The sequence below is a fragment of the Variovorax sp. P1_H2 genome (assembly GCF_056405295.1).
On record NZ_JBFUCJ010000055.1, the window covers coordinates 20,699 to 42,417 of the forward strand.

General features: G+C 69.6%; 22 protein-coding genes. 17 read left to right on the forward strand and 5 right to left on the reverse strand.

Annotation, left to right across the window (positions count from 1 at the left end; all coding sequences use genetic code 11):
* Window positions 1-382: 382 nt before the first annotated feature.
* The gene (gene fliE / locus AC1D2E_RS19165; protein ID WP_478198855.1) at window positions 383-700 is read right to left on the reverse strand and encodes a flagellar hook-basal body complex protein FliE; all 318 of its coding nucleotides are present in this window, start codon (window positions 698-700) and stop codon (window positions 383-385) included.
* Window positions 701-981: 281 nt separating this feature from the next.
* Here fliE and fliF point away from each other — a divergent pair, with 281 nt between their 5' ends.
* The 17 genes from fliF to AC1D2E_RS19250 all read left to right on the forward strand — a co-directional run bounded on the left by fliF (window position 982) and on the right by AC1D2E_RS19250 (window position 16,175).
* On the forward strand, window positions 982-2,721 hold the full coding sequence (fliF, locus tag AC1D2E_RS19170; protein ID WP_478198856.1) for a flagellar basal-body MS-ring/collar protein FliF: 1,740 nt from the start codon (window positions 982-984) through the stop codon (window positions 2,719-2,721).
* The gene (fliG, locus tag AC1D2E_RS19175; RefSeq protein ID WP_478198857.1) at window positions 2,711-3,709 is read left to right on the forward strand and encodes a flagellar motor switch protein FliG; all 999 of its coding nucleotides are present in this window, start codon (window positions 2,711-2,713) and stop codon (window positions 3,707-3,709) included. The genes fliF and fliG overlap by 11 nt, the downstream gene beginning before the upstream one ends.
* Window positions 3,696-4,490 (forward strand): flagellar assembly protein FliH, encoded by a 795-nt coding sequence (gene fliH, locus AC1D2E_RS19180; RefSeq protein ID WP_478198858.1) that lies wholly within the window; start codon window positions 3,696-3,698, stop codon window positions 4,488-4,490. Before fliG ends, fliH begins: the two co-directional genes overlap by 14 nt.
* A 151-nt stretch (window positions 4,491-4,641) precedes the next feature.
* On the forward strand, window positions 4,642-6,072 hold the full coding sequence (gene fliI / locus AC1D2E_RS19185; protein ID WP_478198859.1) for a flagellar protein export ATPase FliI: 1,431 nt from the start codon (window positions 4,642-4,644) through the stop codon (window positions 6,070-6,072).
* A gap of 17 nt (window positions 6,073-6,089) precedes the next feature.
* Window positions 6,090-6,545: a flagellar export protein FliJ gene (gene fliJ, locus AC1D2E_RS19190; RefSeq protein ID WP_478198860.1), complete on the forward strand. Its 456-nt coding sequence runs from the start codon at window positions 6,090-6,092 to the stop codon at window positions 6,543-6,545.
* Window positions 6,546-6,564: 19 nt separating this feature from the next.
* On the forward strand, window positions 6,565-7,911 hold the full coding sequence (locus tag AC1D2E_RS19195; protein WP_478198861.1) for a flagellar hook-length control protein FliK: 1,347 nt from the start codon (window positions 6,565-6,567) through the stop codon (window positions 7,909-7,911).
* Window positions 7,912-8,066: 155 nt separating this feature from the next.
* Window positions 8,067-8,540 carry a flagellar basal body-associated FliL family protein gene (locus tag AC1D2E_RS19200; protein WP_478198862.1) on the forward strand — a complete coding sequence of 158 codons (474 nt, stop codon included), beginning with the start codon at window positions 8,067-8,069 and terminating at the stop codon, window positions 8,538-8,540.
* A 21-nt stretch (window positions 8,541-8,561) separates the two neighbouring features.
* Window positions 8,562-9,563, forward strand: coding sequence for a flagellar motor switch protein FliM (gene fliM, locus AC1D2E_RS19205; protein WP_478198863.1), 1,002 nt, complete (start codon window positions 8,562-8,564; stop codon window positions 9,561-9,563).
* Entirely contained in the window at window positions 9,556-9,990 is a 435-nt protein-coding gene (fliN, locus tag AC1D2E_RS19210) for a flagellar motor switch protein FliN (protein ID WP_478198864.1), read from the forward strand. The genes fliM and fliN overlap by 8 nt, the downstream gene beginning before the upstream one ends.
* Before the next feature lie 55 nt (window positions 9,991-10,045).
* Window positions 10,046-10,459, forward strand: a complete 414-nt coding sequence (fliO, locus tag AC1D2E_RS19215) for a flagellar biosynthetic protein FliO (protein ID WP_478198865.1) — start codon at window positions 10,046-10,048, stop codon at window positions 10,457-10,459.
* Window positions 10,453-11,211 (forward strand): flagellar type III secretion system pore protein FliP, encoded by a 759-nt coding sequence (fliP, locus tag AC1D2E_RS19220; RefSeq protein ID WP_478177142.1) that lies wholly within the window; start codon window positions 10,453-10,455, stop codon window positions 11,209-11,211. Before fliO ends, fliP begins: the two co-directional genes overlap by 7 nt.
* Before the next feature lie 145 nt (window positions 11,212-11,356).
* Complete coding sequence (fliQ, locus tag AC1D2E_RS19225; RefSeq protein ID WP_478177143.1) at window positions 11,357-11,626, forward strand: flagellar biosynthesis protein FliQ; 270 nt, start codon at window positions 11,357-11,359, stop codon at window positions 11,624-11,626.
* A 256-nt stretch (window positions 11,627-11,882) separates the two neighbouring features.
* The gene (fliR, locus tag AC1D2E_RS19230; protein ID WP_478198866.1) at window positions 11,883-12,677 is read left to right on the forward strand and encodes a flagellar biosynthetic protein FliR; all 795 of its coding nucleotides are present in this window, start codon (window positions 11,883-11,885) and stop codon (window positions 12,675-12,677) included.
* Between the two features lie 71 nt (window positions 12,678-12,748).
* On the forward strand, window positions 12,749-13,969 hold the full coding sequence (locus AC1D2E_RS19235) for a helix-turn-helix domain-containing protein (protein ID WP_478198867.1): 1,221 nt from the start codon (window positions 12,749-12,751) through the stop codon (window positions 13,967-13,969).
* 46 nt (window positions 13,970-14,015) lie between these two features.
* Window positions 14,016-14,693 (forward strand): Vgb family protein, encoded by a 678-nt coding sequence (locus AC1D2E_RS19240; protein WP_478198868.1) that lies wholly within the window; start codon window positions 14,016-14,018, stop codon window positions 14,691-14,693.
* Window positions 14,694-14,725: 32 nt separating this feature from the next.
* Window positions 14,726-15,514, forward strand: a complete 789-nt coding sequence (locus AC1D2E_RS19245; protein WP_478198869.1) for a DUF899 domain-containing protein — start codon at window positions 14,726-14,728, stop codon at window positions 15,512-15,514.
* Window positions 15,515-15,545: 31 nt separating this feature from the next.
* Window positions 15,546-16,175: a hypothetical protein gene (locus AC1D2E_RS19250; protein ID WP_478198870.1), complete on the forward strand. Its 630-nt coding sequence runs from the start codon at window positions 15,546-15,548 to the stop codon at window positions 16,173-16,175.
* A 5-nt stretch (window positions 16,176-16,180) separates the two neighbouring features.
* Here AC1D2E_RS19250 and flgL read toward each other — a convergent pair whose 3' ends face one another.
* The 4 genes from flgL to AC1D2E_RS19270 form a co-directional block, all read right to left on the reverse strand.
* Window positions 16,181-17,392 (reverse strand): flagellar hook-associated protein FlgL, encoded by a 1,212-nt coding sequence (gene flgL / locus AC1D2E_RS19255; protein ID WP_478198871.1) that lies wholly within the window; start codon window positions 17,390-17,392, stop codon window positions 16,181-16,183.
* 35 nt (window positions 17,393-17,427) lie between these two features.
* Window positions 17,428-19,392, reverse strand: a complete 1,965-nt coding sequence (gene flgK, locus AC1D2E_RS19260; RefSeq protein WP_478198872.1) for a flagellar hook-associated protein FlgK — start codon at window positions 19,390-19,392, stop codon at window positions 17,428-17,430.
* A gap of 82 nt (window positions 19,393-19,474) precedes the next feature.
* The gene (locus AC1D2E_RS19265; RefSeq protein WP_478198873.1) at window positions 19,475-21,085 is read right to left on the reverse strand and encodes a methyl-accepting chemotaxis protein; all 1,611 of its coding nucleotides are present in this window, start codon (window positions 21,083-21,085) and stop codon (window positions 19,475-19,477) included.
* Between the two features lie 38 nt (window positions 21,086-21,123).
* Window positions 21,124-21,719, reverse strand: a 596-nt coding sequence (locus AC1D2E_RS19270; protein ID WP_478198874.1) for a methyl-accepting chemotaxis protein, incomplete at its 5' end; no start/stop codon positions are given.

Here is a 21,719-nt window from a genome sequence, read left to right on the forward strand (position 1 = left end):
AGGTTGTGGACTTCCGGCCTCTGGCCGTAACGCTGGACCTGCTCTCGCCGTGAGACTCAGGCCACCGTTGGATCAGTTATCGGCACACCCCTTGAAACCTTTAGGGTGGCATTGAAAAACCCCCAGGTTGGCTCACTTCGTGTAGCCGCCCACCCCCTTTCAGGGGGCGCAGCCAGCGGCCCGGCAAAGCCGGTTCCGCGGCTGCCCACGAAGGGGCGCGCTGCGCGCAGCCGCTGACGAGCCACGTCCTTCCCTCGGCCGGCGCAGCCAGGCCCGTTGGTGAAACACCGCGGAACCGGCTTCGCCGGGCCGCTGGTGTTGCCCCCGGCAGGGGGTGGGCGCCCGGACACGAAGTGCCGGGCAACCTGGGGGCGAGCCACAGTCAAGCCGGCAGGCTCATGACCTCTTGATATGCGGAGACCAGCCGGTTGCGTACCTGCAGCCCGGTCTGGAACGCCACGTTGGCCTTCTGCAGGTCGACCATGACGTCGTTCAGCGCGATGCCCGGCTTGCCGAGCTCGAAGGACTCGGCCTGGCCGTAGGCCTTGGTCTGCGCGCCGCTGATGTTGTCCAGCGAGCGCTTGAGCTCGGCGGCGAAGCCACCGGTCTCGGTGGGTGCGGCGGCGGCGGGCGAGAAGCCGGCCTGCACGGCGGTGGCCCGCATCTGTTGCAGGACGGATTCGATGGCGGTGATCGACATTGGCTTTCCTCTGTTTACTTTGGTGTTGCTATAGAAGCGCCCAGGCGCTCCGTCGTCCTTTCAGCGTAGCAAGGGAAGACCCCGATACAAGCCGCCAACAGACGGCAAAAGCCCCCGCTGTTCGGTCTATCGAATTTGTTACGGCTGCTCACAATCAACCGCGAAACGACAAGCCCGCTGACGACTTCAACGGCCTACGGCATGACCTCTGAACAACAACCTCACTCCCTCCGCATGACGACGCACCTGCCCGGCGCACCGGCCATGGCGAGGATCCGCGCATGAGTTCGACGGCACCGGCGATCGCTGCGCCCGCGGCGTCCTCGCTCCCCCCGCTGCTCGAGCGCCTGCGGGCCCAGCCGAAGCTGCCGATCGTCATCGGCGCCGCGGCGCTGGTGACCGCCGTGGCCGCGTTCACGCTGATGAACCGCGGGCCCGACTACAAGGTGCTCTACACCAACGTCTCGGACCGCGACGGCGGCGCGATCATCGCCTCGCTGCAGCAGATGAACGTGCCCTACAAGTTCGCCGAAGGCGGCGGCGCGATCCTGATCGCCGGCGACAAGGTGCCCGAGGTGCGGCTCAAGCTCGCCGCCCAGGGCCTGCCGAAAGCCGGCGGCGTCGGCTTCGAACTGATGGACAACCAGAAGTTCGGCACCAGCCAGTTCGCCGAGCAGGTCAACTACCAGCGCGCGCTCGAGGGCGAGTTGGCGCGCTCGATCGAATCGGTCGGCACGATCGAGTCGGCGCGGGTGCACCTCGCGCTGCCGAAGCCCTCGCTGTTCGTGCGCGAGCAGAAGAAGCCCTCGGCCTCGGTGGTGCTGACCCTGCAGCGCGGCCGCAGCATCGACGAAGGCCAGGTCAGCGCCATCGTCCACATGATCTCCAGCAGCGTGCCGGAGCTCGACCCGAAGGCGGTCACGGTGGTCGACCAGCGCGGCAACCTGCTGTCGGCGGCCAACAGCGGCGCCCGCGGCCTGGACGTGAGCCAGCTCAAGTACGCGCAGGAAATCGAGCAGGGCTACATCCGCCGCATCGAGGCGATCCTGCAGCCGATCGTCGGCGCCAACAACGTGCGCGCCCAGGTCGCGGCCGACATCGACTTCTCGGTGATGGAACACACCGACGAGAAGTACAAGCCCAACCAGGAGCCCGGCAAGGCCGCGATGCGCAGCCAGCAGTCGAGCGAATCGCTCCAGCAGGGCGGCACGCCGCCCGGCGGCGTGCCCGGCGCCCTGTCGAACCAGCCGCCCGGCACCCCGAGCGCGCCGATCGCGACCGCGCCACGGCCCGGCACGCCCGGTGCCCCGGCCGCTCCCGGCGCCGCGAACGGCGCCACGGTGGCGAGCAGCACGCAGTCGAGCGGACCCAGCAACTCGCGCAAGGACGTGACGACCAACTACGAGCTCGATCGCTCGATCCGCCACGTACAGCAGGGTGCCGGCGGCATCAAGCGGCTGTCGGTGGCGGTGGTCGTGAACTACAAGGATGCGACCGACAGCACCGGCAAGAGCAGCCCGCGGGCCCTGACGCCGGTCGAGATCGAGCAGATCCGCAACCTGGCGCGCGAGGCGATGGGCTTCAGCCAGGAACGCGGCGATTCGCTCAACGTGGTGAACAGCGCCTTCGCCGACGACAACAAGGAGCCGAGCGCGGCCGTGGTCCCGTTCTGGCGCGATCACGACAAGCTCGAACTCGGCAAGACCTTCGGCCAGTACCTGCTGCTCGCCTTCCTCGCGCTCTTCGCCTGGTTCGCGGTGCTGCGGCCTCTGCTGCGCAAGCACCTGGCGCCGCCGCCGGCCCCGGCACCGACCGCGGCCGAACCGGGCGCCTCCGGCGATGCCGCCGGCGACGCGCCGCAACAGCCGGATGAACCGGCGATCTCGGCCGAAGAAGCCCTGCGCCAGCGCGAGGCCCTGCGCCAGAAGGCCGACCTGGACTACGCCCATCAACTCGCCGAACAGGATCCCAAGCTGGTCGCCACGCTGATCCAGCACTGGATGAACAAACATGATCAGTGAAGCAGGTACCCGCAAGAGCGCCATCCTGTTGATGGCCCTCGGTGAAGACCGCGCCGCCGCGGCGCTGGCCCACCTCGCCACCAGCGAAGTGCAGACCCTCGGCCTCGCGATGGCGAAGCTCGTCTCGGTCTCGAAGGACGAGCTGAACGCGGTGCTGTCCGAGTTCCGCCACGAGACCGAGCAGCTCTCGGCGCTGCACCTGGGCTCGAGCAGCTACATCCGGGCGGTGCTCAAGAAGGCGCTCGGCGACGATCGCGCCAGCAACCTGCTGGAGGACATCCTGCAGGCCGACGAGCCGCACAGCGGCATCGAGCGCCTGAACCAGCTCGAGGCCAGCGAAGTGGCCGAGCTGATCCGCGACGAGCATCCGCAGATCCTGGCGACCGTGCTGATCCACCTGGATCGCATGAAGGCCTCGGAGGTGCTCGAGAAGCTGCCGACCCGCCTGCGCCACGACGTCATCATGCGCGTGGCCACCTTCGGCGGCGTGCAGCCCTCGGCGCTCATGGAGCTGACCGATGTGCTGACCGAGATGCTCTCGGGCCAGGGCCTGAAGCGCAGCCGCCTGGGCGGCGTGCGCACCGCGGCGGAAATCGTCAACCTGATGAACAGCGCGCAGGAAGAAGAAGCCATCGCCCACGTGCGCGAACACGACGAGGGGCTGGCGCAGCGGATCATCGACGAGATGTTCGTGTTCGAGAACCTGCTGAGCCTGGAGGACCGCAGCATCCAGCGCCTGCTCAAGGACATCGAATCCGACTCGCTCATCACCGCGCTCAAGGGCGCGCCGCAGGAGCTGCGCGACAAGTTCCTGGCCAACATGTCGCAGCGCGCCGCCGAGACGCTGCGCGAGGACATCGAGTTGCGCGGTCCGGTGCGCGTCTCGCAGGTCGAGGCCGAACAGAAGGCGATCCTGCAGGTCGCACGCCGCCTCGCCGAAGCCGGCGAGATCGTGATTGCTGCGCCAGGCACCGATGACTACGTCTAAGTACCCCGCGCCTTCGCCCTTCGGCGCCCGGGCGCGCGCGGCCACGGCCTATGCGCCGCCGCGCGCCGCCGCCGCCTCGAAGCCCGACAAGCCGGTGCTGTCCGCCTGGCAGCGCTGGGAGATGGACACGCTGGACGAGCCCGCGCGGCGCGCCCCGGCCCCCAGCGGCCACGGGACGTCCGTCCCGCCGGTCGAAGCCCCGCCCTCGGTGGCACTGCTGCATGCCGCCGAACTGGTGAGCCTGCGCCGCGAGGCCCGCAGCGCCGGCGAGGCCGAAGGCAGGCGCGAGGGCCATGCCAAAGGCCATGCCGAAGGCTATGCGCAGGGCCGCACCGAAGGACTGGCCGCCGGCCTGGCCGCCGCCAGCGCGCATGCCGAGCAACTGCGCGCGCTGGCCGCCAGCCTGCCCGAGGCGCTGCGCCGCGCCGACAGCGAACTGGCCGACGCGGTGCTGACCCTGGCACTCGACGTGGCGCGCCAGGTGGTCCATCGCACCTTGCGTGCCGAGCCTGAATGGGTGCTGCCGCTGGTGCAGGATCTGCTGCAGGCCGAGCCGGCGCTGCAGGGCGAGCCGCGCCTGCTGCTGCATCCGGACGACGTCGCGCTGGTGAAGAACAGCCTCGGCAACGAACTGCAGGCCGCCGGCTGGCAGGTGCGCCCCGACGAAACAATGAGCCGCGGCAGCTGCCGCGTGCAGTCGGCCACCGGCGAGATGGATGCGAGCCTCGAGACGCGCTGGAAAAGCGTCACCGCGGCCTTGCGCCGCGACATCGACGCCTGAAATGACACACCCCCCGAAGCGCCTGCGGCGCCTCCCCCTCAAGGGGGGCGATACCAGCGGCCCGGCAAAGCCGGTTCCGCGGTATCTCTGGCACTTGGCTGCGCCAGTTTCATGGGTCGTGGGTCGCGCACCGCGCGATGGAGCAACTAGGATGTCCCCCCTTCTGCAAGACGATGCCCCCGCGGCCGCCAATCCCCACCTGAAATCCTGGCTGGCCACGCTCGCGCAAGCCCGCAGCGATGTCGGCCAGTGCGCGATGACCGCCCATTCGGGCCGCCTGACCCGCGCCGTCGGCCTGGTGCTGGAAGCCGTCGGCCTGCAGCTGCCGGTCGGCAGCGACTGCCTGATCGAGCTGCCACCCGGCCATCCGCAGCGCCACGCCGAGGCCGAGGTGGTCGGATTCGCCGGCGACAAGCTGTTCCTGATGCCGCAGACCGAAGTGGCCGGGTTGGTGCCCGGCGCGCGGGTCTTCCCGCGTACCGGCGCCCCCGGCTCGGGCCTGGTCGGCGACGCCCACACCAAGCGGCTACCGGTGGGCATCGGCATGCTCGGCCGGGTGGTCGATGCCGTGGGCCGGCCGCTCGACGGCCTCGGCCCGCTGGACGTCAGCCGCAAGGTGCCGCTGTCGTCGCCGCCGATCAATCCGCTCACGCGGGCGCCGATCGACTCGGTGCTGGACGTCGGCGTGCGCGCCATCAACGCCATGCTCACGGTCGGCCGCGGCCAGCGCATGGGCCTGTTCGCCGGCTCGGGCGTCGGCAAGAGCGTGCTGCTCGGGATGATGGCGCGCTACACCAGCGCCGAAGTGATCGTGGTCGGCCTGATCGGCGAGCGCGGCCGCGAGGTCAAGGACTTCATCGAGAACACGCTCGGCGAGGAAGGCCTGGCGCGCGCCGTCGTGGTGGCCGCGCCGGCCGACAACTCGCCGCTGCTGCGGCTGCAGGGCGCGGCCTATGCCACCTGCCTGGCCGAGCACTTTCGCGACCTCGGCAAGGACGTGCTGCTGATCATGGACTCGCTGACCCGCTACGCGATGGCCCAGCGCGAAATCGCGCTCGCGGTCGGCGAGCCGCCGGCCACCAAGGGCTACCCGCCCTCGGTGTTCGCGAAGCTGCCGGCCCTGGTGGAGCGGGCCGGCAACGGCGCCCGCGATGCCGAAGGCCGCGGCGGCTCGATCACGGCCTTCTACACGGTGCTGTCGGAAGGCGACGACCAGCAGGACCCGATCGCCGACTCGGCGCGCGCCATCCTCGACGGCCACGTGGTTCTGTCGCGCACCCTGGCCGAGGCCGGGCACTACCCGGCGATCGACATCGAGGCCTCGATCAGCCGGGCGATGACCGCCCTGATCCCGTCGCCGCAGTTCGACACGGTGCGCCGCTTCAAGCAGATGCTGTCGCGCTACCAGCGCAACCGCGACCTGATCAGCGTCGGCGCCTACGCGCCCGGCCACGACCTGCAGCTGGACCAGGCGATCGCGATGTATCCGCGCATCGAGGCCTTCCTGCAGCAACCGATGGACGAGCGCACCGACTACCCGGCGTCGATCGCACGCATGAGCAAGCTGTTCGAACCCGCCTGAAGAAGGAAGCAAGACCGATGGCCAGCAAACTCCCGCTCGACACCCTGACCGACCTGGCGCGCACCCGGACCGACGATGCCGCCCGGCGCCTCGGCGCCCTGCAAAGCGCGCAGCTGGGTGCCAACCAGAAGCTCGACCTGCTGCTGCAGTACCGCCAGGACTACTACGACCAGCTGCACCTGCTGATGAACAAGGGCCTGTCGACCGCGCAGTGGCGCAACTTCCAGGCCTTCCTGGGCACGCTCGACGGCGCCATCGAACAGCAGCGCGCGATCGTGGCCCAGGCCGCCAGCCGGCTGGACCACGGCCGCACCGACTGGCAGCAGCACAAGCGCCGGCTCAACTCCTTCGACACCCTGGCCGAGCGCGTGCGCCGCCAGGAAATGCTGGCGCAGGCCAAGCGCGAGCAGCGCGACAGCGACGAACGCTCGGCCCGGAAGTTCTTCGACCGCGCCGCCCATCCGACTCCCTGAAGTCTTCCCAGGATTGCCCATGTCCACCCTCATTTCGCCTTCCGTCAATCTTTCCGGCCCGCAGGTCTCGCAGGCCGGCCCGCGCGGCCGCGGTGCCGAACAGCCCGAGGGCCGCGGCTTCGGCGCAGCGCTGGAGCGCTCGCGCGCCGCCCGCGGCGAGCAAAGCCCGGACGCTTCCGATGCCGCACCGGACACCGCGGCAGTGCGGCGGCCGGTCCGCGACGGCGAGCGCAAGAGCGAGCTCAGCGCCGCCGACGTGCTGGCCTTGCTGGCACCGCTCGCGGCGCCGGTCGCGGCACCGGTGGTGGCCGACCCGGCCCATGCCGGCCCGGGCACGGATGCGGCACTGTCCGCCGCCAAGGGCACGGCCGGCGTCCTGCCGGACGGCAGTGCACGGGACAGCGCTGCGAATGCGCTTCCCGAAGCGGACGCCGCAACCGCCGCGGCCTCGCAGTCAGGCGCAGCCGAAGAGGCTTCCGAGACCGTGGCACAGGATGCAGCGGCGGACACCGCGCACGCGGCCAAGCCGGCCGGCGCGATCGACGCAACGATCAAGACCGCCCTGGCACCGGCGGCTGCGGCCGGGACGGCCACCGCACCCGCAAGCGCCTCGTCCCCGGTGGCCACGGCCGCGCCCGCAGCGGCCATGCCCTTGCCTGCCGCCAAGGACGCCCTGAAGTCCGCCAGCGAAGCCGGCGGCGCCGCGGCCACCGCTGCGACCGACGCACCGAAGACCGCCGCGGTCCAGGCCGCCGGCGCGGCGAACGGCATCGTCGCCGTCCCCGAAACGAAGCGCAGCGAGGCGATCGACGCGGGCAGCGCCTCGAGCCCGCAGACCCTGCCGCAGCTGGCCTCGGCCCTGCCGGCGGCCGATCGCACCAATGCCGGCCGCGACGCCACGCCGGTGCTGTCGGTCGCGCCGCCGGTGGGCAGCCACGAATGGGGGCCCGCCATCGGCCAGCAGATGATCCGCATGAGTGCCAGCGGCCACCAGGTGGCCGAGCTGAACCTCAACCCGGCCGGCCTCGGCCCGCTCAAGGTGACGCTGACGATGGGAGACAACCAGGCCCAGGCGATGTTCGTCTCGGCCCATGAAGGCGTGCGCCGCGCGGTCGAGGCCGCCCTGCCGCAATTRCGCACCACCCTCGCCGACCAGGGCATCAGCCTGGGCCACACCTCGGTCGGTGCCGAGACCCGCCAGCCCTCGCAACAGGGCGGCTTCGCCGACCAGAACCCGGGGCGCTCGTCCGGCCAGCCGGCGTATCCCGGCGCCGGCCGCGGCGCCGACAGCGCCACGGCAGCGCAGCCAGCGCCACTGGCCCCTGTCGCACGGGCGGCCAATGCCGGCCTGGACACCTTTGCCTGAGACCTTGCGGGACAGACCAAGAAACTGCGCAGCAGTTTTTGCTCTGTCCTCAGACGGCAATGAACGGATCTGACGCGCTTTTCCACCCCTGATCGGCCGTTCGCCAAGCCTTCAGTTCGCAAAGAATAGACCGAACAAGTCAATCGAGCTTCACCATGGCCACCTCACCCAACGCTTCCTCCGCCGCGCCTCGTTCCTCGAAGCTGCTGATCGGCCTCCTGATCGGGATCAGCCTGCTGGCCGCCGGCGCGGTCGCCTATGTGTTCCTCGGCCCCAAGGCCGCGCAGGCCGAGGCCGCCAAGCCGGCGCCCGAGAAACCGATCTTCGTGACCCTGGAGCCCTTCACCGTGAACCTGCAGGGCGAAGGCCGCGCCAAATTCCTGCATGTCGGCATGGCGCTCAAGGTGCGCGGCGAGCCGTCGAAGGCGCAGATCGTCGAGTTCATGCCCGAGCTGCGCAGCCGGGCCCTGATGCTGCTGTCGAACCGGACCGCCGATTCGCTGGTCTCGCCCGAGGACAAGAGCAAGCTGGCCGAGGAGATCCGCACCGAGCTGAACCGGCCGCTCAACGGCGATCTGCCCGAGCAGGGCATCGCCAGCGTCGCCTTCAACACCTTCGTGGTGCAGTGACCCCCACCAGGCAAGCCACCCATGGCCTATGAACAAGTCCTCTCGCAGGACGAGGTCGATGCCCTGCTGCAAGGCGTCACCGGCGGCAGCGTCGACCAGACATCCACGCCGCCTGCGCCCGCCGACGGGCTGCCGGCCTACGACCTCGGCGCGCCCGACCGGGTCGTGCGCAGCCGCATGCACACGCTGGAGGTCATCAACGACCGCTTTGCGCGCGGCCTGCGCGGCGCGCTGCTGAACTTCATGCGCCGCAGCCCCGACATCTCGGTCGGGCCGGTACAGATCCAGCAGTACGGCGAGTTCGTGCGCCACCTGCCGGTGCCCGCCAACATCAACATGATGCACATGAAGCCGCTGCGCGGCACGGCGCTCTTCGTGTTCGATCCGAAGCTGGTGTTCCTGGTGGTCGACAACCTGTTCGGCAGCGACGGCCGCTACCACGTGCGCGTGGAAGGCCGCGACTTCACGCGCACCGAGCAGCGCATCATCAAGCGCCTCCTCGACCTCTCGCTGCAATGCTACGGCGAGGCCTGGCAGCCGGTGTACCCGCTCGAATTCGACTACGTGCGCGCCGAGATGCACGGCAAGCTGGCCAACATCGTGGCGCCCAACGAGGTGGTGATCAACACCACGCTGCAGATCGAGTTCGGCCCCATCGGCGGCTTCCTGCACGTGTGCATCCCCTATTCGATGATCGAGCCGATCCGCGACCTGCTGTCGAACCCGATCCAGGACGAGGTCGAGATCGACAAGCGCTGGGTCAAGCAGATGTCCAGGCAGATGCAGGCCGCCGACGTCGAGCTCACGGCCGACTTCGTGACGATGTCCTCGACCATCGGCGAGGTCCTCAAGCTCCAGGTCGGCGACGTGCTGCCGATCGAACTGCCCTCCACCGTCATCGCCCGGGTCGATGGCGTGCCCGTGATGGAGTGCGGCTTCGGCACCTCGAACGAGCGCTACGCCCTGCGCGTGCAAAAAATGATCTCCCACCAAGACAGCGATGTGAAGAACGACCATGACTGACAACAACGCCACCGCCAGCGACGCGGACGACTGGGCCAGCGCGCTGGCCGAGCAGACCGCTGCAACGCCTCCCGCGCCGGCCGCCGAGCCGGTGCCGGCGCCCGCCACCGCACAGGTCTTCCAGCAGATCCAGGAACCGGCCTCGACCGCCGCGGTCTCGGCGGTCGACATCGCGCGGGTGATGGACGTGCCGGTCCAGCTCACCGCCGAGATCGGCCGCACCCGCATCACCATCAAGAGCCTGCTGCAGCTGTCGCAGGGCTCGGTGGTCGAGCTCGACGGCCTGGCCGGCCAGCCGCTCGACGTGCTGATCAACGGCTACCTGATCGCCCAGGGCGAGGTGGTGGTGGTGAACGACAAGTACGGCATCCGGCTGACCGACATCATCACGCCGTCGGAGCGGATGCAGAAGCTGGCGCGTTCATGAGCCGCACGGCCGCTCCGAAGGCGAATACCGCAGCGCGCAGCGCGGAGGTCTCTCCATGAGCCTTCCTACCGTGCCCTCCCACGCCGTCGAGGTGGCGCCGGTGGTCGGTGCCTCGGGCCTGCTGCAGGCCGGCCTCGGCATGCTGATGGTGCTGGGCCTGATCTTCGCGTGCGCCTGGCTGGCGCGCCGCTTCGGGTTGCAGCGCTTCGGCGGCAGCGGCCAGGTGGTGAAGGTGGTCTCCAACGCCAGCATCGGCCAGCGCGAGCGCGTGGTGGTGGTCGAGGTCGCCGGGACCTGGCTGGTGCTGGGCGTGACCTCGAACCAGATCAACACCTTGCATTCCCTGCCGGCGCAAGCCGTGGCCGGCACCCCGGCGGCTGCCGATGCGGGTGCGCGCAGCCCGGTCGACCTGTTCGCCCGCAAGCTGCGCGAGTCCCTGACCGGCAAGGCAAGCCCCGCGCCATGGTGAACACGCCTCTTCGCCGGAGCCTGAAGGCCGGCCTGGCGCTGCTCGCGGCGGCGCTGCCGATGGCCGCCTGGACCCAGGGCATGCCCGGCCTGATCAGCACGCCCGGGCCCGGCGGCAGCCAGACCTGGTCGCTCAGCGTGCAGACGCTGGTGCTGCTGACCTCGCTGTCCTTCCTGCCGGCACTGCTGCTGTGCATGACCAGCTTCACGCGCATCCTGATCGTGCTGGGGCTGTTGCGCACCGCGATCGGCACGCAGTCCTCGCCGCCGAACCAGATCCTGGTCGGTCTGTCGCTGTTCCTGACCTTCTTCGTCATGGCGCCGGTGTTCGACAAGGTGTATGCCGAGGCCTACAAGCCCTTCTCCGAGAACAAGATCAGCGCCGACCGCGCGCTCGAGCGCGGCATCGAGCCCTTCAAGGCCTTCATGCTTCGGCAGACCCGCGAGAACGACCTGGCGCTGTTCGCCAAGCTGGCCAAGGTGCCCGACATGCAGGGGCCGGAAGAGGTGCCGCTGCGCATCCTGCTGCCCTCCTTCGTGATCAGCGAACTGAAGACCGCCTTCCAGATCGGCTTCACGATCTTCATTCCCTTCCTGATCATCGACCTGGTGGTGGCCAGCGTGCTGATGTCGATGGGCATGATGATGGTGCCGCCGGCCAGCATTGCGCTGCCCTTCAAGCTGATGCTGTTCGTGCTGGCGGACGGCTGGCAGCTGCTCATCGGCGCCCTCGCCCAGAGTTTCTATACCTGAGCTCGCCCCCAGGTTGGGCTCACTGCGTGTAGCCCGCCCACCCCCTGCCGGGGGCAACACCAGCGGCCCGGCAAAGCCGGTTGCGCGGTGTTTCACGAACACCCCGGAGACGGGAACGACCATGGATCGGAAGGAAGGAAACAGGATGACTCCAGAAACCATCATGTCGATGGGCAACCAGGCGATCCAGGTGTCGCTGGCGCTCGGTGCGCCGCTGCTGCTGGTGGCGCTGGTCGTCGGCCTGATCATCAGCATCTTCCAGGCCGCGACGCAGATCAACGAAGCCACGCTGTCCTTCATCCCGAAGCTGCTGGCGGTGTTCGCGACCCTGGTGATCGCCGGCCCCTGGATGCTCGGCCAGATGCTGGACTACATCCGCGCGCTGTTCATGAGCATTCCGCAGATCGTGGGGTGAATATGGCCCCCACGCTCCCCCACTGCGTGTGGGTCGCTGCCCCCCGAGGGGGCCGCAGGCCGCCTTGGGGCGGCCCGGCGGCGGCCTGGGCCCCCACGCTCCCCCGCTTCGTGTGGGTCGCTGCCCCCCGAGGGGGGCGCAGGCCGCCTTGGGGCGGCCCGGCGGCGGCCTGGCTGGCCCCCACGCTCCTCACTTCGTGGGTCGCTGCCCCCCGAGGGGGCCGCAGGCCGCCTTGGGGCGGCCCGGCGGCGGCCTGATGCCGCCCGTCTTCGAGGTCACGTCGGCGCAGCTCACCGCATGGATGGTGGGCTTCCTGTGGCCCTTCGTCCGGATGCTGGCGCTGGTGAGCACCGCGCCCATCTTCGGCGAGACCTGGGTCTCGCGCCGGGTCAAGGTCGCGATCGCCGCGATGCTCGCGCTGGTGCTGGCCCCCACGCTGGGGCCGATGCCCGACGTCCCGGTGGTCTCGGCCGGCGGCGTCTGGATCATCATCCAGCAGGTGCTTGTCGGCGCCGCGATGGGCTTCACGATGCGCATGGTGTTCACCGCCGTGCTGGCGGCGGGCGAGTACATCGGCCTGCAGATGGGCCTGTCCTTCGCCTCCTTCTTCGACCCCATGAACGGCGGCGCCACGATGGTGGTGGCGCGCCTGCTGAACATGCTGGCGACGCTGATCTTCATCGCCGTCGACGGCCACCTGCTGATGATCACCGCGCTGGCGCGCAGCTTCGAGGCGCTGCCGATCGCCGATGCGCCGCTGGCCGCGCAGGGCTGGATGTTCCTGGTCTCGGGCGCAAGCCAGATCTTCGCCAGCGGCATGATGCTCTCGCTGCCGCTGGTGGCCGCGCTGTTGATCCTCAACCTCGCGATGGGCATCCTGAATCGCGCATCGCCGCAGTTCAGCATCTTCGCGGTCGGCTTCCCGCTGACCTTGCTGGCCGGCATCGGCATGATGCAGCTGCTGATCCCGCACCTGGCGGTGTTCCTGGAGCCGCGCTTCGCGGCCGGGATCGATGCCATGCTGCGCTTCGCCGGCGCCTTGCGGCGCTGAGCGCGGCGGCCGGCGAGCGCAAAGGCTTGCCGGACGGGCCCATCGGCCGCCCGGCAAGGTAACCTGTCGCCATGGACTCCCTGATCGCCGCCTCCGCGCGCGCCCTGGCCGCCGGCGACGCGCTCGGTGCCCTCAAGCGGGTTGCCCTGCGTGACGACCCGCCGGCGCTGGCCATGCGCGGCATCGCCATGGCCCAGCTCGGCGAACATCCGCGCGCCCGCGAGCTGCTGCGGCGTGCCGCCCGCGGCTTCGGCACCCACGAGGAACTGGCGCGCGCCCGCTGCATCGTCGCCGAGGCCGAAGTGGCGCTGGCCATGCGCGATCTCGGCGGTTCGCCGCGCTCGCTGGCGGCAGCCGCGGCCACGCTGGAGGCCCGCGCCGATCGCGCCAATGCGCTGCAGGCCCGGCTGATCGCGGCGCGCCGCCTGCTGCTGCTCGGCCGCCTCGAGGAGGCCGCGGCCACGCTGGCGCGTCTCGATGCGGGCGGACTGCCGCCGTCGCTGGCGGCGGTGGCCGAGCTGACCGCGGCCGAACTCGCGCTGCGCTCGCTGCGCACCGGCCCGGCGCTGGCGGCACTTGACCGGGCGCACGAGGCGGCCGTTCGCGCACGCGTGCCGGCCCTGCTGGCCGAGGTGGCGGAGGCACGGGCCGCGCTCGATCGTCCCGCGGCCCGGCGCCTGGACGCCGGCGGCGAGCAGGCGCTGCGCCTCGGCGAGGTCGCCGCCCTGCTGGACTCGGGCACGCTGGTGGTCGACGCCTGCCGTCGCGGGCTGCGCGCGGGTGCCGCGTGGCGGCCGCTCGCGCGCCGGCCGGTGCTGTTCGCGCTGGCGCGGGCACTCGCCGAGGCATGGCCCGGCGATGTCGATCGGGAGGCCTTGATCGCGTGCGCGTTCGGTACCCGCCGCCCCGACGAGACGCACCGGGCGCGGCTGCGGGTCGAGATCGGCCGTCTGCGCGCGCTGGTCGCCACGCTGGCGTCGATCGAGGCCACGCCGCGCGGCTTCGTGCTCGGGCCCCGCGACGGGCGCGATGTCGCCGTCCTGGCGCCGCCGATCGACGGCGAACAGGCATCGCTGGTGGCGCTGCTCTCGGACGGCGCCGCCTGGTCGACCTCGGCCCTGTCGCTGGCCCTCGGGGCCAGTCAACGCACCGTCCAGCGCGCGCTCGCCGAGCTCGAGGCGGCCGGCCGGGTGCGCTCCATCGGGCAGACCCGGGCGCGCCGCTGGCTGTCGCCGCCGCTGGCCGGTTTCACGACGATATTGTTACTCCCCGCTGCGCTCCCGATTGAATAGAGTTGTCTCACCGCGCCGATCCGAGGCGCGACACAAGGAGCCGACGATGACCCGAAAGACAAGCAAGGACAGACCTCAGGCCACGGTGCGCGCGGCCGAGATCGTGCGCGAATACGGCCCCTTCGCCGGCGCCGAGCGCGTCCACGGCGTGACCCATGACGGCCAGCGCGTCTGGGCCGCCACCGGCGACAGGCTGGTGGCCTTCGATCCCGAAAGCGGAGCGCCCACGCGCACGCTCGACCGCGCCTGCGACGCCGGCACCGCCTACGACGGCAGGTACCTGTACCAGATCGCCGAGGAACGCATCGACAAGATCGACCCCGCCAGCGGCAACGTGGTGGCGTCGATTCCGACGCCCGGCCACGGGAGCGACTCGGGGCTCACCTGGGCCGAGGGCAGTCTGTGGGTCGGACAGTACCGCGACCGCAAGATCCACCAGATCGACCCCGAGACCGGCGCGGTCAGGCGGACCATCGAATCCAACCGTTTCGTCACCGGCGTCACCTGGGTCGACGGCGAACTGTGGCACGGGACCTGGGAGGGAGACGAGAGCGAGATCCGCCGCATCGACCCGGACGACGGTACCGTGCTCGAACGGCTCGAGATGCCGCCCGGCATCGGCGTCAGCGGGCTCGAGTCCGACGGTGCGGATCTCTTCTATTGCGGCGGCGGTGGGAGCGGAAAGGTCCGCGCCGTGCGTCRCCCGAAAAGCGCCACGCCGTGATCGCACGCCGCAAGCCTGCCAAGGAGCACATCATGAACACCGCCATTTCCGAAACGAGCACCGTGAATCATTCCGTCGAGTCCAGGGACCGATGGATCGCCGAGCGAAAGACCTTGCTGGCGCGCGAGAAGGAGCTGACGCGCCTGCGCGACCAGCTCGCCCGCGAGCGCCGCAACCTGCCCTGGGTGCGTATCGACAAGGACTACGTCTTCGACGGGCCCGAGGGCCGGCGCACGCTCGCCGACCTTTTCGAAGGCCGCCACCAACTGGTGGTGCAGCACTTCATGTTCGGCCCGGGGTGGGAGGAAGGCTGCAAGAGCTGCTCCTTCATGGCCGACCACATCGACGGGATCTCCGTGCACCTGGCCCAGCGCGACCTCACGCTGGTGGTCGTCTCGCGCGCGCCGCTGGCCGAAATCGAGCGCTTTCGCCAGCGCATGGGCTGGCAGTTCAAGTGGGTATCCTCGCACGGCAGCGACTTCAATCACGACTTCGGCGTCAGCTTCACGCCGGAGGAACGCGCCACCGGCCAGGTCAACTACAACTATGCGCTGCAGCCCTTCCCGCAGGAGGAAGCCCCCGGCATCAGCGTGTTCTACAAGGATGACGCGGGCGAGGTCTTCCATACCTACTCGACCTACGGGCGCGGCGTGGAATTGATGATGGGCGCCTATGCGTTCCTGGACCTCGTTCCCAAGGGACGCGACGAGGCGCAGTTGAGCTACGGGATGGAATGGCTGCGGCATCACGACCGCTACGCGTCGGCACCGGTCGCAACGGCAGCGCCGACGGCCAGCGCCTGCTGCCAGGCGCAGGCCTGAGCCTGCCGCGCATCGCCGGGATGACTGCGCCATGACCCACCTCTGGCCCTGGCTGGCCATCGCCGGACTCGGCGCCTTGCACGGATTGAGCCCGGCCAGCGGCTGGATGTTCGCAGCCGCCTGCGGCGTCCGGACTCGGGACGGCGCGCAGGCGCGGCGTGCCCTGCTGCCCATCGCCATCGGGCACGCCGCATCGGTGGCGGTCGTGGCCTGGGCCTTTGCGCGGGGCCTGTCGATGGACCGCACGCTGGTCCAGGGTCTCGCCGGCGCGCTGCTGGTCGGCGCGGCGGCGTTCCGCTTGCTGCACCGCGCTGGCCCGCACAGGCCCCTCGGCATGCGCGCCGGCCATGTCGGCATCGCCCTCTGGTCCTTCCTGATGGCCACTGCGCACGGGTCCGGCCTGATGCTGGTCCCGGCGCTGGTGCCGCTGTGCCTGGCCGACATTCCCGCGCGCGAGATCACCGCATCGGGCTCGCTGGTCCTTGCGCTGGCGGCCGTCGGCGTTCACACGGCGGCCATGCTGGCCACGACCGGCGCGATCGCCGGCGGCGTGTGCCGCGGCGTCGCCCTGCACCCGCGCCTGCTCAGCGGCCCGCTGCCGCGGCAGGCCTGGAACGGGGCGCTGGCGGTCACCGGCCTGCTGTTGATGGTGCTTCGCTAGCTAGCTCACAGATAGTTGAACAGCGAGATCGACGCCAGCTTCGCAAAAGTCATCTGGGTCGCCTGCAGCGAAGTCTGGCGCTGGTAGAACTCCGAGATCGCACTGGCCGGATCCAGGTCCTGGACCGCCGAGAGGTAGCTCTTGTCCATCAGGTCGCGCGCGGCGCCACCGCTGTCGAGGGCATCGACCTCGTTCATGCGCGAACCCACCGACGACAGGATGGTGAGCACGTTGTCGTGGGCGTTCGTGACCTTCACATTGGCCGTGCTCAATGCGTTCTGCAGCTTGGCCTGCGCCGCCGCGCCGCCACCGGTCAGCGGGGTGCGCAGCGCCGTGACCAGTTCGCCGATGGTCGCGAAGATGTCGGTGCCGGCATTCTTGGCGGTGCTGACGTCGAAGCTGTCGCCGTCCGCCGGCGTGCCGGTGAAGCTGAGCTGCAAGCCGCCGAAGGCGATCGGCGAGCCGGCCGTGAAGGCGCCGGTCGCGGCGACCACCGGCGGCGTGTCCTGGGTCGACACGGTGTAGTTGCCGCCCGTGAAGCTGACCGTGAAGTCCTTGCCGTAGTTGACCGCGGTGGCGTCGACCACGCTGATCGCGCTGAAGACGCCCGTCCCCAGGTTGCCCGCCGCGCCCGAGGTGACATAGCCCGCACCGCCCTGCACCGACTGGAACACGCTGCGGCCGTCGTCCGACGTCGACAGCTGGCGCGCCACGTCGACCTGCATCAGGCGCTGGCCCTGGTCGCCCACGTACTGCACCCCGCCGCCGGCCTGCGCCGCGAAAGGCGGGTTGGCGCTCTTGAAGCCCGCAAACAGGAACTGGCCGTTGCCGTCGTCGGAATTCGCAAGGCCCACCAGCTGGTCCAGGTTGCTCTGGATGGTGGTGGCCAATGCGGCACGGTCGGCGTCCGACAAGGTGCCGTTGCCCGCCTGCACGGTCAGGGTCTTGATGTTCTGCAGCAGCACGGTCGTGCTGTCGAGCGCGGTCTCCTCGCGCTTGAGCGCCAGTGTCGCGCGCTCGCGGCTGGACGCGTACTGCGAGGATTCGGCCAGCGTCTCGCTGACGCCGAGCGCGCGTGCCGCACCCACCGGGTCGTCGCCGGCGGTCAGGAACTTGGTGCCCGCGGACAGGCGTTGCTGCACGTTGAAGAGGTTCTGCTGCTGCTGCCCCATCGCGAGGGTGTTCAGCTCGAAGAATGAACTGGTGCTGATGCGCATCACGGCTCCTTGATTCTGTTCTGGGATCGCGTCGATCAGCTGCGGATGCCGAGGATCGCGTCGAAGATCGTCGAGGCGGTCTGGATCACCTTCGCGTTGGCCTGGTACATCTGCTGGTACATCAGCAGGTTGGCGGTTTCCTCGTCCTGGTTGACGCCCGAAATGGATTGCTGGCTGGCCTTGATCTGGCTGGTCACGCTCTCCTGGGTCTTGGTCGCGACCTTGATTTCCATCGCCTTGTTGCCGACCTCGCTGACCAGCGACGAATAGGCACCGTTGAAGGTGGTCGTGCCGTTGCCCATCGTGGCCTGGCGCTGCAGCGCGCCGAGCAGCAGGGCATTGCTGCCATCCGAAACGCCGGCGCTGTTCTTTCCGATGGTGAAGGTATCGCCGTCCGCCGGCGCGCCCGCCATCGTCGTGCTGATGCCGTCGAAGCGCATCGTGGCGCCCGCCGTGAATGGAACGGCGGTACCGGCCGGGTACAGGGTGGAGCTGCCGTTGGCCAGCGTGACGGTGACGGCAGAGGTCGCGGGGAAGCCCGACAGCGTGCCGGTCGCGGCGTCGTAGCTCAGCGTCACGTTGGCAGCCAGCGGCGTGCCGGGATAGCTGGCGTCGACGGTCGCCGCGCCGAGCTTGCCGCTGCCCTGGTTGCCGGCGCTGTTGCCGGTGATGACCGGCGAGGCTGCCGCCACCTTTGCCGGGTCCAGCACCAGCACGTCCATGTCGCGCGCGCCGGTCCGGGTGGGCTGGACCAGGAAGGAGTCGCCGTTCTGCGCGGTGCCGCTCGCCGGGGTCAGGCTCACGCCGTCGAAGCTGATCGGGAAGGTGGTGAAAGTACCCATCGACTGCTTGTCCGAGAGCCGGGTCACCGCGTAGTTCAGCGTGCCCGCGACATCGGTGACCTGCACCGAATAGTCGCTGGTGCTGAGTTTGCTGGTGTCGGTCACCGCTGCGGCCAGCACCAGGTTGCCGCTGTTCTTCGCATTCGTGAAGACGCCGGGCGTGGCGCTGCTGAAGAAGTCCGTCCCGAGTGCGCCATTGAGGTCGACGCCCAGGTTGTGCTGGTCGTTGAACGCACCCGACACCGCCATCGCGAGCCGGCCGATGGCATTCTGCGTGGAGGTGAGGGTCTGGCTGCGGAAGGACATCAATCCGCCCAGCGAACCGCCGGTGATGACGTCCTCGCCGAGCTCCGAGACGTTGCCGGCGATTCCGACCAGCGCCACCGCGATGCGGGTCGGATCGGCGGCCGACTGCACCGCCTTGACGCTCATGGCCTGGTCACCCGTCACCAGCGACTGGCCGTTGCCCATGAAGACGTTGTACTTGCCGTTGTCCTGCTGGAGCACCTTGACGTCGACGATCTGGCTCAGGTCGCTCACCAGTTGGTCGCGCTGGTCCAGCAGGTCGTTCGGCGGCTGGCCGCCGGCCACCGCGCTCATCATGCTGATCTGCTGGTTGAGGCTGGCGATCTGGCTCGAATAGGTGTTGATCTGCGAGACGCTGCCCGTGATCTGGTCGTTGACCGAATCGTTGAGGTCGCTCATGTACTGGTCGGTGGAGCGGAACTTGTTCGACAGCGACTGCGCCGAGCTGATCAGCTGCTGGCGTGCGGCCGAGTCGGCCGGCGTGTTGGCGACGCCCTGCACCGCCGTGAAGAAGCCCTGCATGAGCACGCTGATGCCGGAGGTCTTGTCGGCCAGCAGCGAGTCGATGCGATCGATCTCGGTGCCGTAGGAATTCAACGCGGCCGAGGACGATTGGGCCGACGCGAGCTGGGCGGTCAGGTAGCGGTCGTAGCTGCGGCTGATCGTGGTGACGTTGGCGCCGGTGCCGATGTAGCCTGAGCCGGTGCCGACCGCGGCGTTGGCGGCAACCTCGGCGACCTGCCGGCTGTAGCCCGTGGTGTAGACGTTGGCGGTGTTGTGGGCCGTGGTCATCAGCGCGGTTCGCGCGACGTTGAGACCGCTCAGGCCCGTAAAGAACAAACTTCCTGACATGGGGGATTACCTGGTTGGCTGTAGGTTGGGTGTTGCATGCGGCATCGTCGCTGCAATGCCTTCGGGTTCTATATCGGCAACACTAGGCAAGACTTGAAGGCCGCACCGCGTCATCCTGAGCCCGCAGCCTGAAGACGCCCACCACCTGCGACAGGTCGCCGGCCTGCCCCTGGAGCGACTGCGCGGCCGCCGAGGCTTCTTCCACCAGCGCCGCGTTCTGCTGCGTCACCTGGTCCATCTGCGTGATCGCCTGGTTGATCTGCTCGATCCCCGAGGTCTGCTCCTGGCTCGCCGCCGTGATCTCGCCCATGATGTCGGTCACCCGCTTSACGCTGCCGACGATCTCTTCCATCGTCTTGCCGGCCTCGGCCACCAGCGCGCTGCCCGCGCCCACCTTGCCCACCGAGTCGTCGATCAGCCCCTTGATCTCCTTGGCCGCCGCCGCCGAGCGCTGCGCCAGGCTGCGCACCTCCGCCGCCACCACCGCGAAGCCGCGGCCCTGCTCGCCCGCGCGCGCGGCTTCCACCGCCGCGTTCAGCGCCAGGATGTTGGTCTGGAAGGCGATGCCATCGATCACGCCGATGATGTCCACGATCTTCTTCGACGAGGCGTTGATCGAGGCCATCGTGTCCACCACCTGGCTCACCACCTCGCCGCCCTTGACCGCCACCTCGGAGGCCGAGGCCGCCAGCTGGTCGGCCTGGCGCGCGTTGTCGGCGTTCTGCTTGACCGTGCTGGTGAGTTCTTCCATCGACGCCGCCGTCTGCTCCAGCGAGCTGGCCTGCGCCTCGGTACGCGAGGACAGGTCCTGGTTGCCCGCGGCGATCTGGTTCGACGCCGTGGCAATCGTGTCGCTCGAGACCTTGATCTTCCCGACCACTTGGGTCAGCTCGATCTGCATCAGCCGGATCGAGTGCAGCAGACTCCCGGCCCGCGCCGAGCCGGTGTCCACTTCCACCGCCAGGTCGCCGCTCGCGATGCGTCCGACAACCTCGGCCGCGTAGGCGGGCTCGCCACCCAGCTGCCGCCCGAGCGAGCGCGCGACCATCATGCCCATGCCCACGCTGGCCAGCAGTCCTGCCCCGGCGATCAGCAGCATCATCCAGCGCGAGCTGCCATAGGTCGCGGCGGCGTGCTCCGCACTGGCCTTGGCGAGCATGTTGCTGTGGGCCACCATGGCTTCGAGCACCTCCTCGAGCGCACGGGAATCCTTCAGCAACTGCGCGCTGTCGTCCCCCACGCGGCCGTCGAACTGGGAGCTGTCCAGCGACTGCTTGGCCACCAGCGCGACGAACTCGGCCATGCGCTGCTTGAGCGGCGAGATCAATGCCTCGTACTGCCGATAGAGCTTCGCACCCGCCTCGCTCTCCTCGAACAGCGGCTTGGCCTCGGCGGCGCGGGCCTCCAGGTCTTCGAGCGATTTGCGGATGGCGGTGGCGCCCGCATTGCGCTCGCCGCGCGTGGCCGCCGACAGCAGCGTCATCTGGGACCGGCTGGCGTAGAGCAGCGCGATATTGGCCTGCTGCACCGCCTGCAAGGCGCTCAGCTCATGGCTGTAGAGCCTTTCGGTCGACGCGCTGATGCGCGCCATGTGGAAGATGCCGAGCGCACCGACCACGGTGCCGAGTGCCGCGACCACGAGAAAGCTCAAGACCAGCTTGACCGTCACGCGCAGATGTTGAAACCACTGCATTTCTTTTCCTTTGGTGGCGGCCACTGGCGCGGCCGGATTCAGAATTCGGTCCAGTCGCCGGACGAGGAAGCGAGCTTCGGCTCCGAGCGCACCGACTCCGTCGGCTTCCTGGGTGCCGGCACAGCGGATGCGGCACCGGCCTGCTTGCGCGCTGCCTGCGGCGCCTGGGCTTTCGATTTCGCCCGTGCGATCACGCGCGCGGCTTCACCGTCGCTCGCCATCTTGAACACGCTGACCGCCTGCACCAGGCTGCCGGCCTGCTCCTGCAGCGACTGCGCGGCCGCCGAGGCCTCTTCGACCAGCGCCGCGTTCTGCTGCGTCACCTGGTCCATCTGCGTGATCGCCTGGTTGATCTGCTCGATCCCCGAGGTCTGCTCCTGGCTGGCCGCCGTGATCTCGCCCATGATGTCGGTCACCCGCTTGACGCTGTCGACGATCTCCTCCATCGTCTTGCCGGCCTCCGCCACCTGCTTGCTGCCTTCCTCGACCTTCTCCACCGAGTCGCCGATCAGCGTCTTGATCTCCTTGGCCGCCGCCGCCGAGCGCTGCGCCAGGCTGCGCACCTCCGAGGCCACCACCGCGAAGCCGCGGCCCTGCTCGCCGGCGCGCGCGGCTTCCACCGCCGCGTTCAGCG

Bases quoted from the DNA above. Each gene is read 5' to 3' on its own strand.
- fliM (WP_478198863.1), top strand. From the start codon at position 8,562: ATGGCCTATGAACAAGTCCTCTCGCAGGACGAGGTCGATGCCCTGCTG.
- fliP (WP_478177142.1), top strand. From the start codon at position 10,453: ATGGTGAACACGCCTCTTCGCCGGAGCCTGAAGGCCGGCCTGGCGCTG.
- fliE (WP_478198855.1), bottom strand. From the start codon at position 700: ATGTCGATCACCGCCATCGAATCCGTCCTGCAACAGATGCGGGCCACC.
- fliO (WP_478198865.1), top strand. From the start codon at position 10,046: ATGAGCCTTCCTACCGTGCCCTCCCACGCCGTCGAGGTGGCGCCGGTG.
- fliF (WP_478198856.1), top strand. From the start codon at position 982: ATGAGTTCGACGGCACCGGCGATCGCTGCGCCCGCGGCGTCCTCGCTC.
- fliG (WP_478198857.1), top strand. From the start codon at position 2,711: ATGATCAGTGAAGCAGGTACCCGCAAGAGCGCCATCCTGTTGATGGCC.
- AC1D2E_RS19250 (WP_478198870.1), top strand. From the start codon at position 15,546: ATGACCCACCTCTGGCCCTGGCTGGCCATCGCCGGACTCGGCGCCTTG.
- fliH (WP_478198858.1), top strand. From the start codon at position 3,696: ATGACTACGTCTAAGTACCCCGCGCCTTCGCCCTTCGGCGCCCGGGCG.
- fliR (WP_478198866.1), top strand. From the start codon at position 11,883: ATGCCGCCCGTCTTCGAGGTCACGTCGGCGCAGCTCACCGCATGGATG.
- fliI (WP_478198859.1), top strand. From the start codon at position 4,642: ATGTCCCCCCTTCTGCAAGACGATGCCCCCGCGGCCGCCAATCCCCAC.
- fliQ (WP_478177143.1), top strand. From the start codon at position 11,357: ATGACTCCAGAAACCATCATGTCGATGGGCAACCAGGCGATCCAGGTG.
- AC1D2E_RS19245 (WP_478198869.1), top strand. From the start codon at position 14,726: ATGAACACCGCCATTTCCGAAACGAGCACCGTGAATCATTCCGTCGAG.
- flgK (WP_478198872.1), bottom strand. From the start codon at position 19,392: ATGTCAGGAAGTTTGTTCTTTACGGGCCTGAGCGGTCTCAACGTCGCG.
- fliJ (WP_478198860.1), top strand. From the start codon at position 6,090: ATGGCCAGCAAACTCCCGCTCGACACCCTGACCGACCTGGCGCGCACC.
- fliN (WP_478198864.1), top strand. From the start codon at position 9,556: ATGACTGACAACAACGCCACCGCCAGCGACGCGGACGACTGGGCCAGC.
- flgL (WP_478198871.1), bottom strand. From the start codon at position 17,392: ATGCGCATCAGCACCAGTTCATTCTTCGAGCTGAACACCCTCGCGATG.
- AC1D2E_RS19235 (WP_478198867.1), top strand. From the start codon at position 12,749: ATGGACTCCCTGATCGCCGCCTCCGCGCGCGCCCTGGCCGCCGGCGAC.
- AC1D2E_RS19200 (WP_478198862.1), top strand. From the start codon at position 8,067: ATGGCCACCTCACCCAACGCTTCCTCCGCCGCGCCTCGTTCCTCGAAG.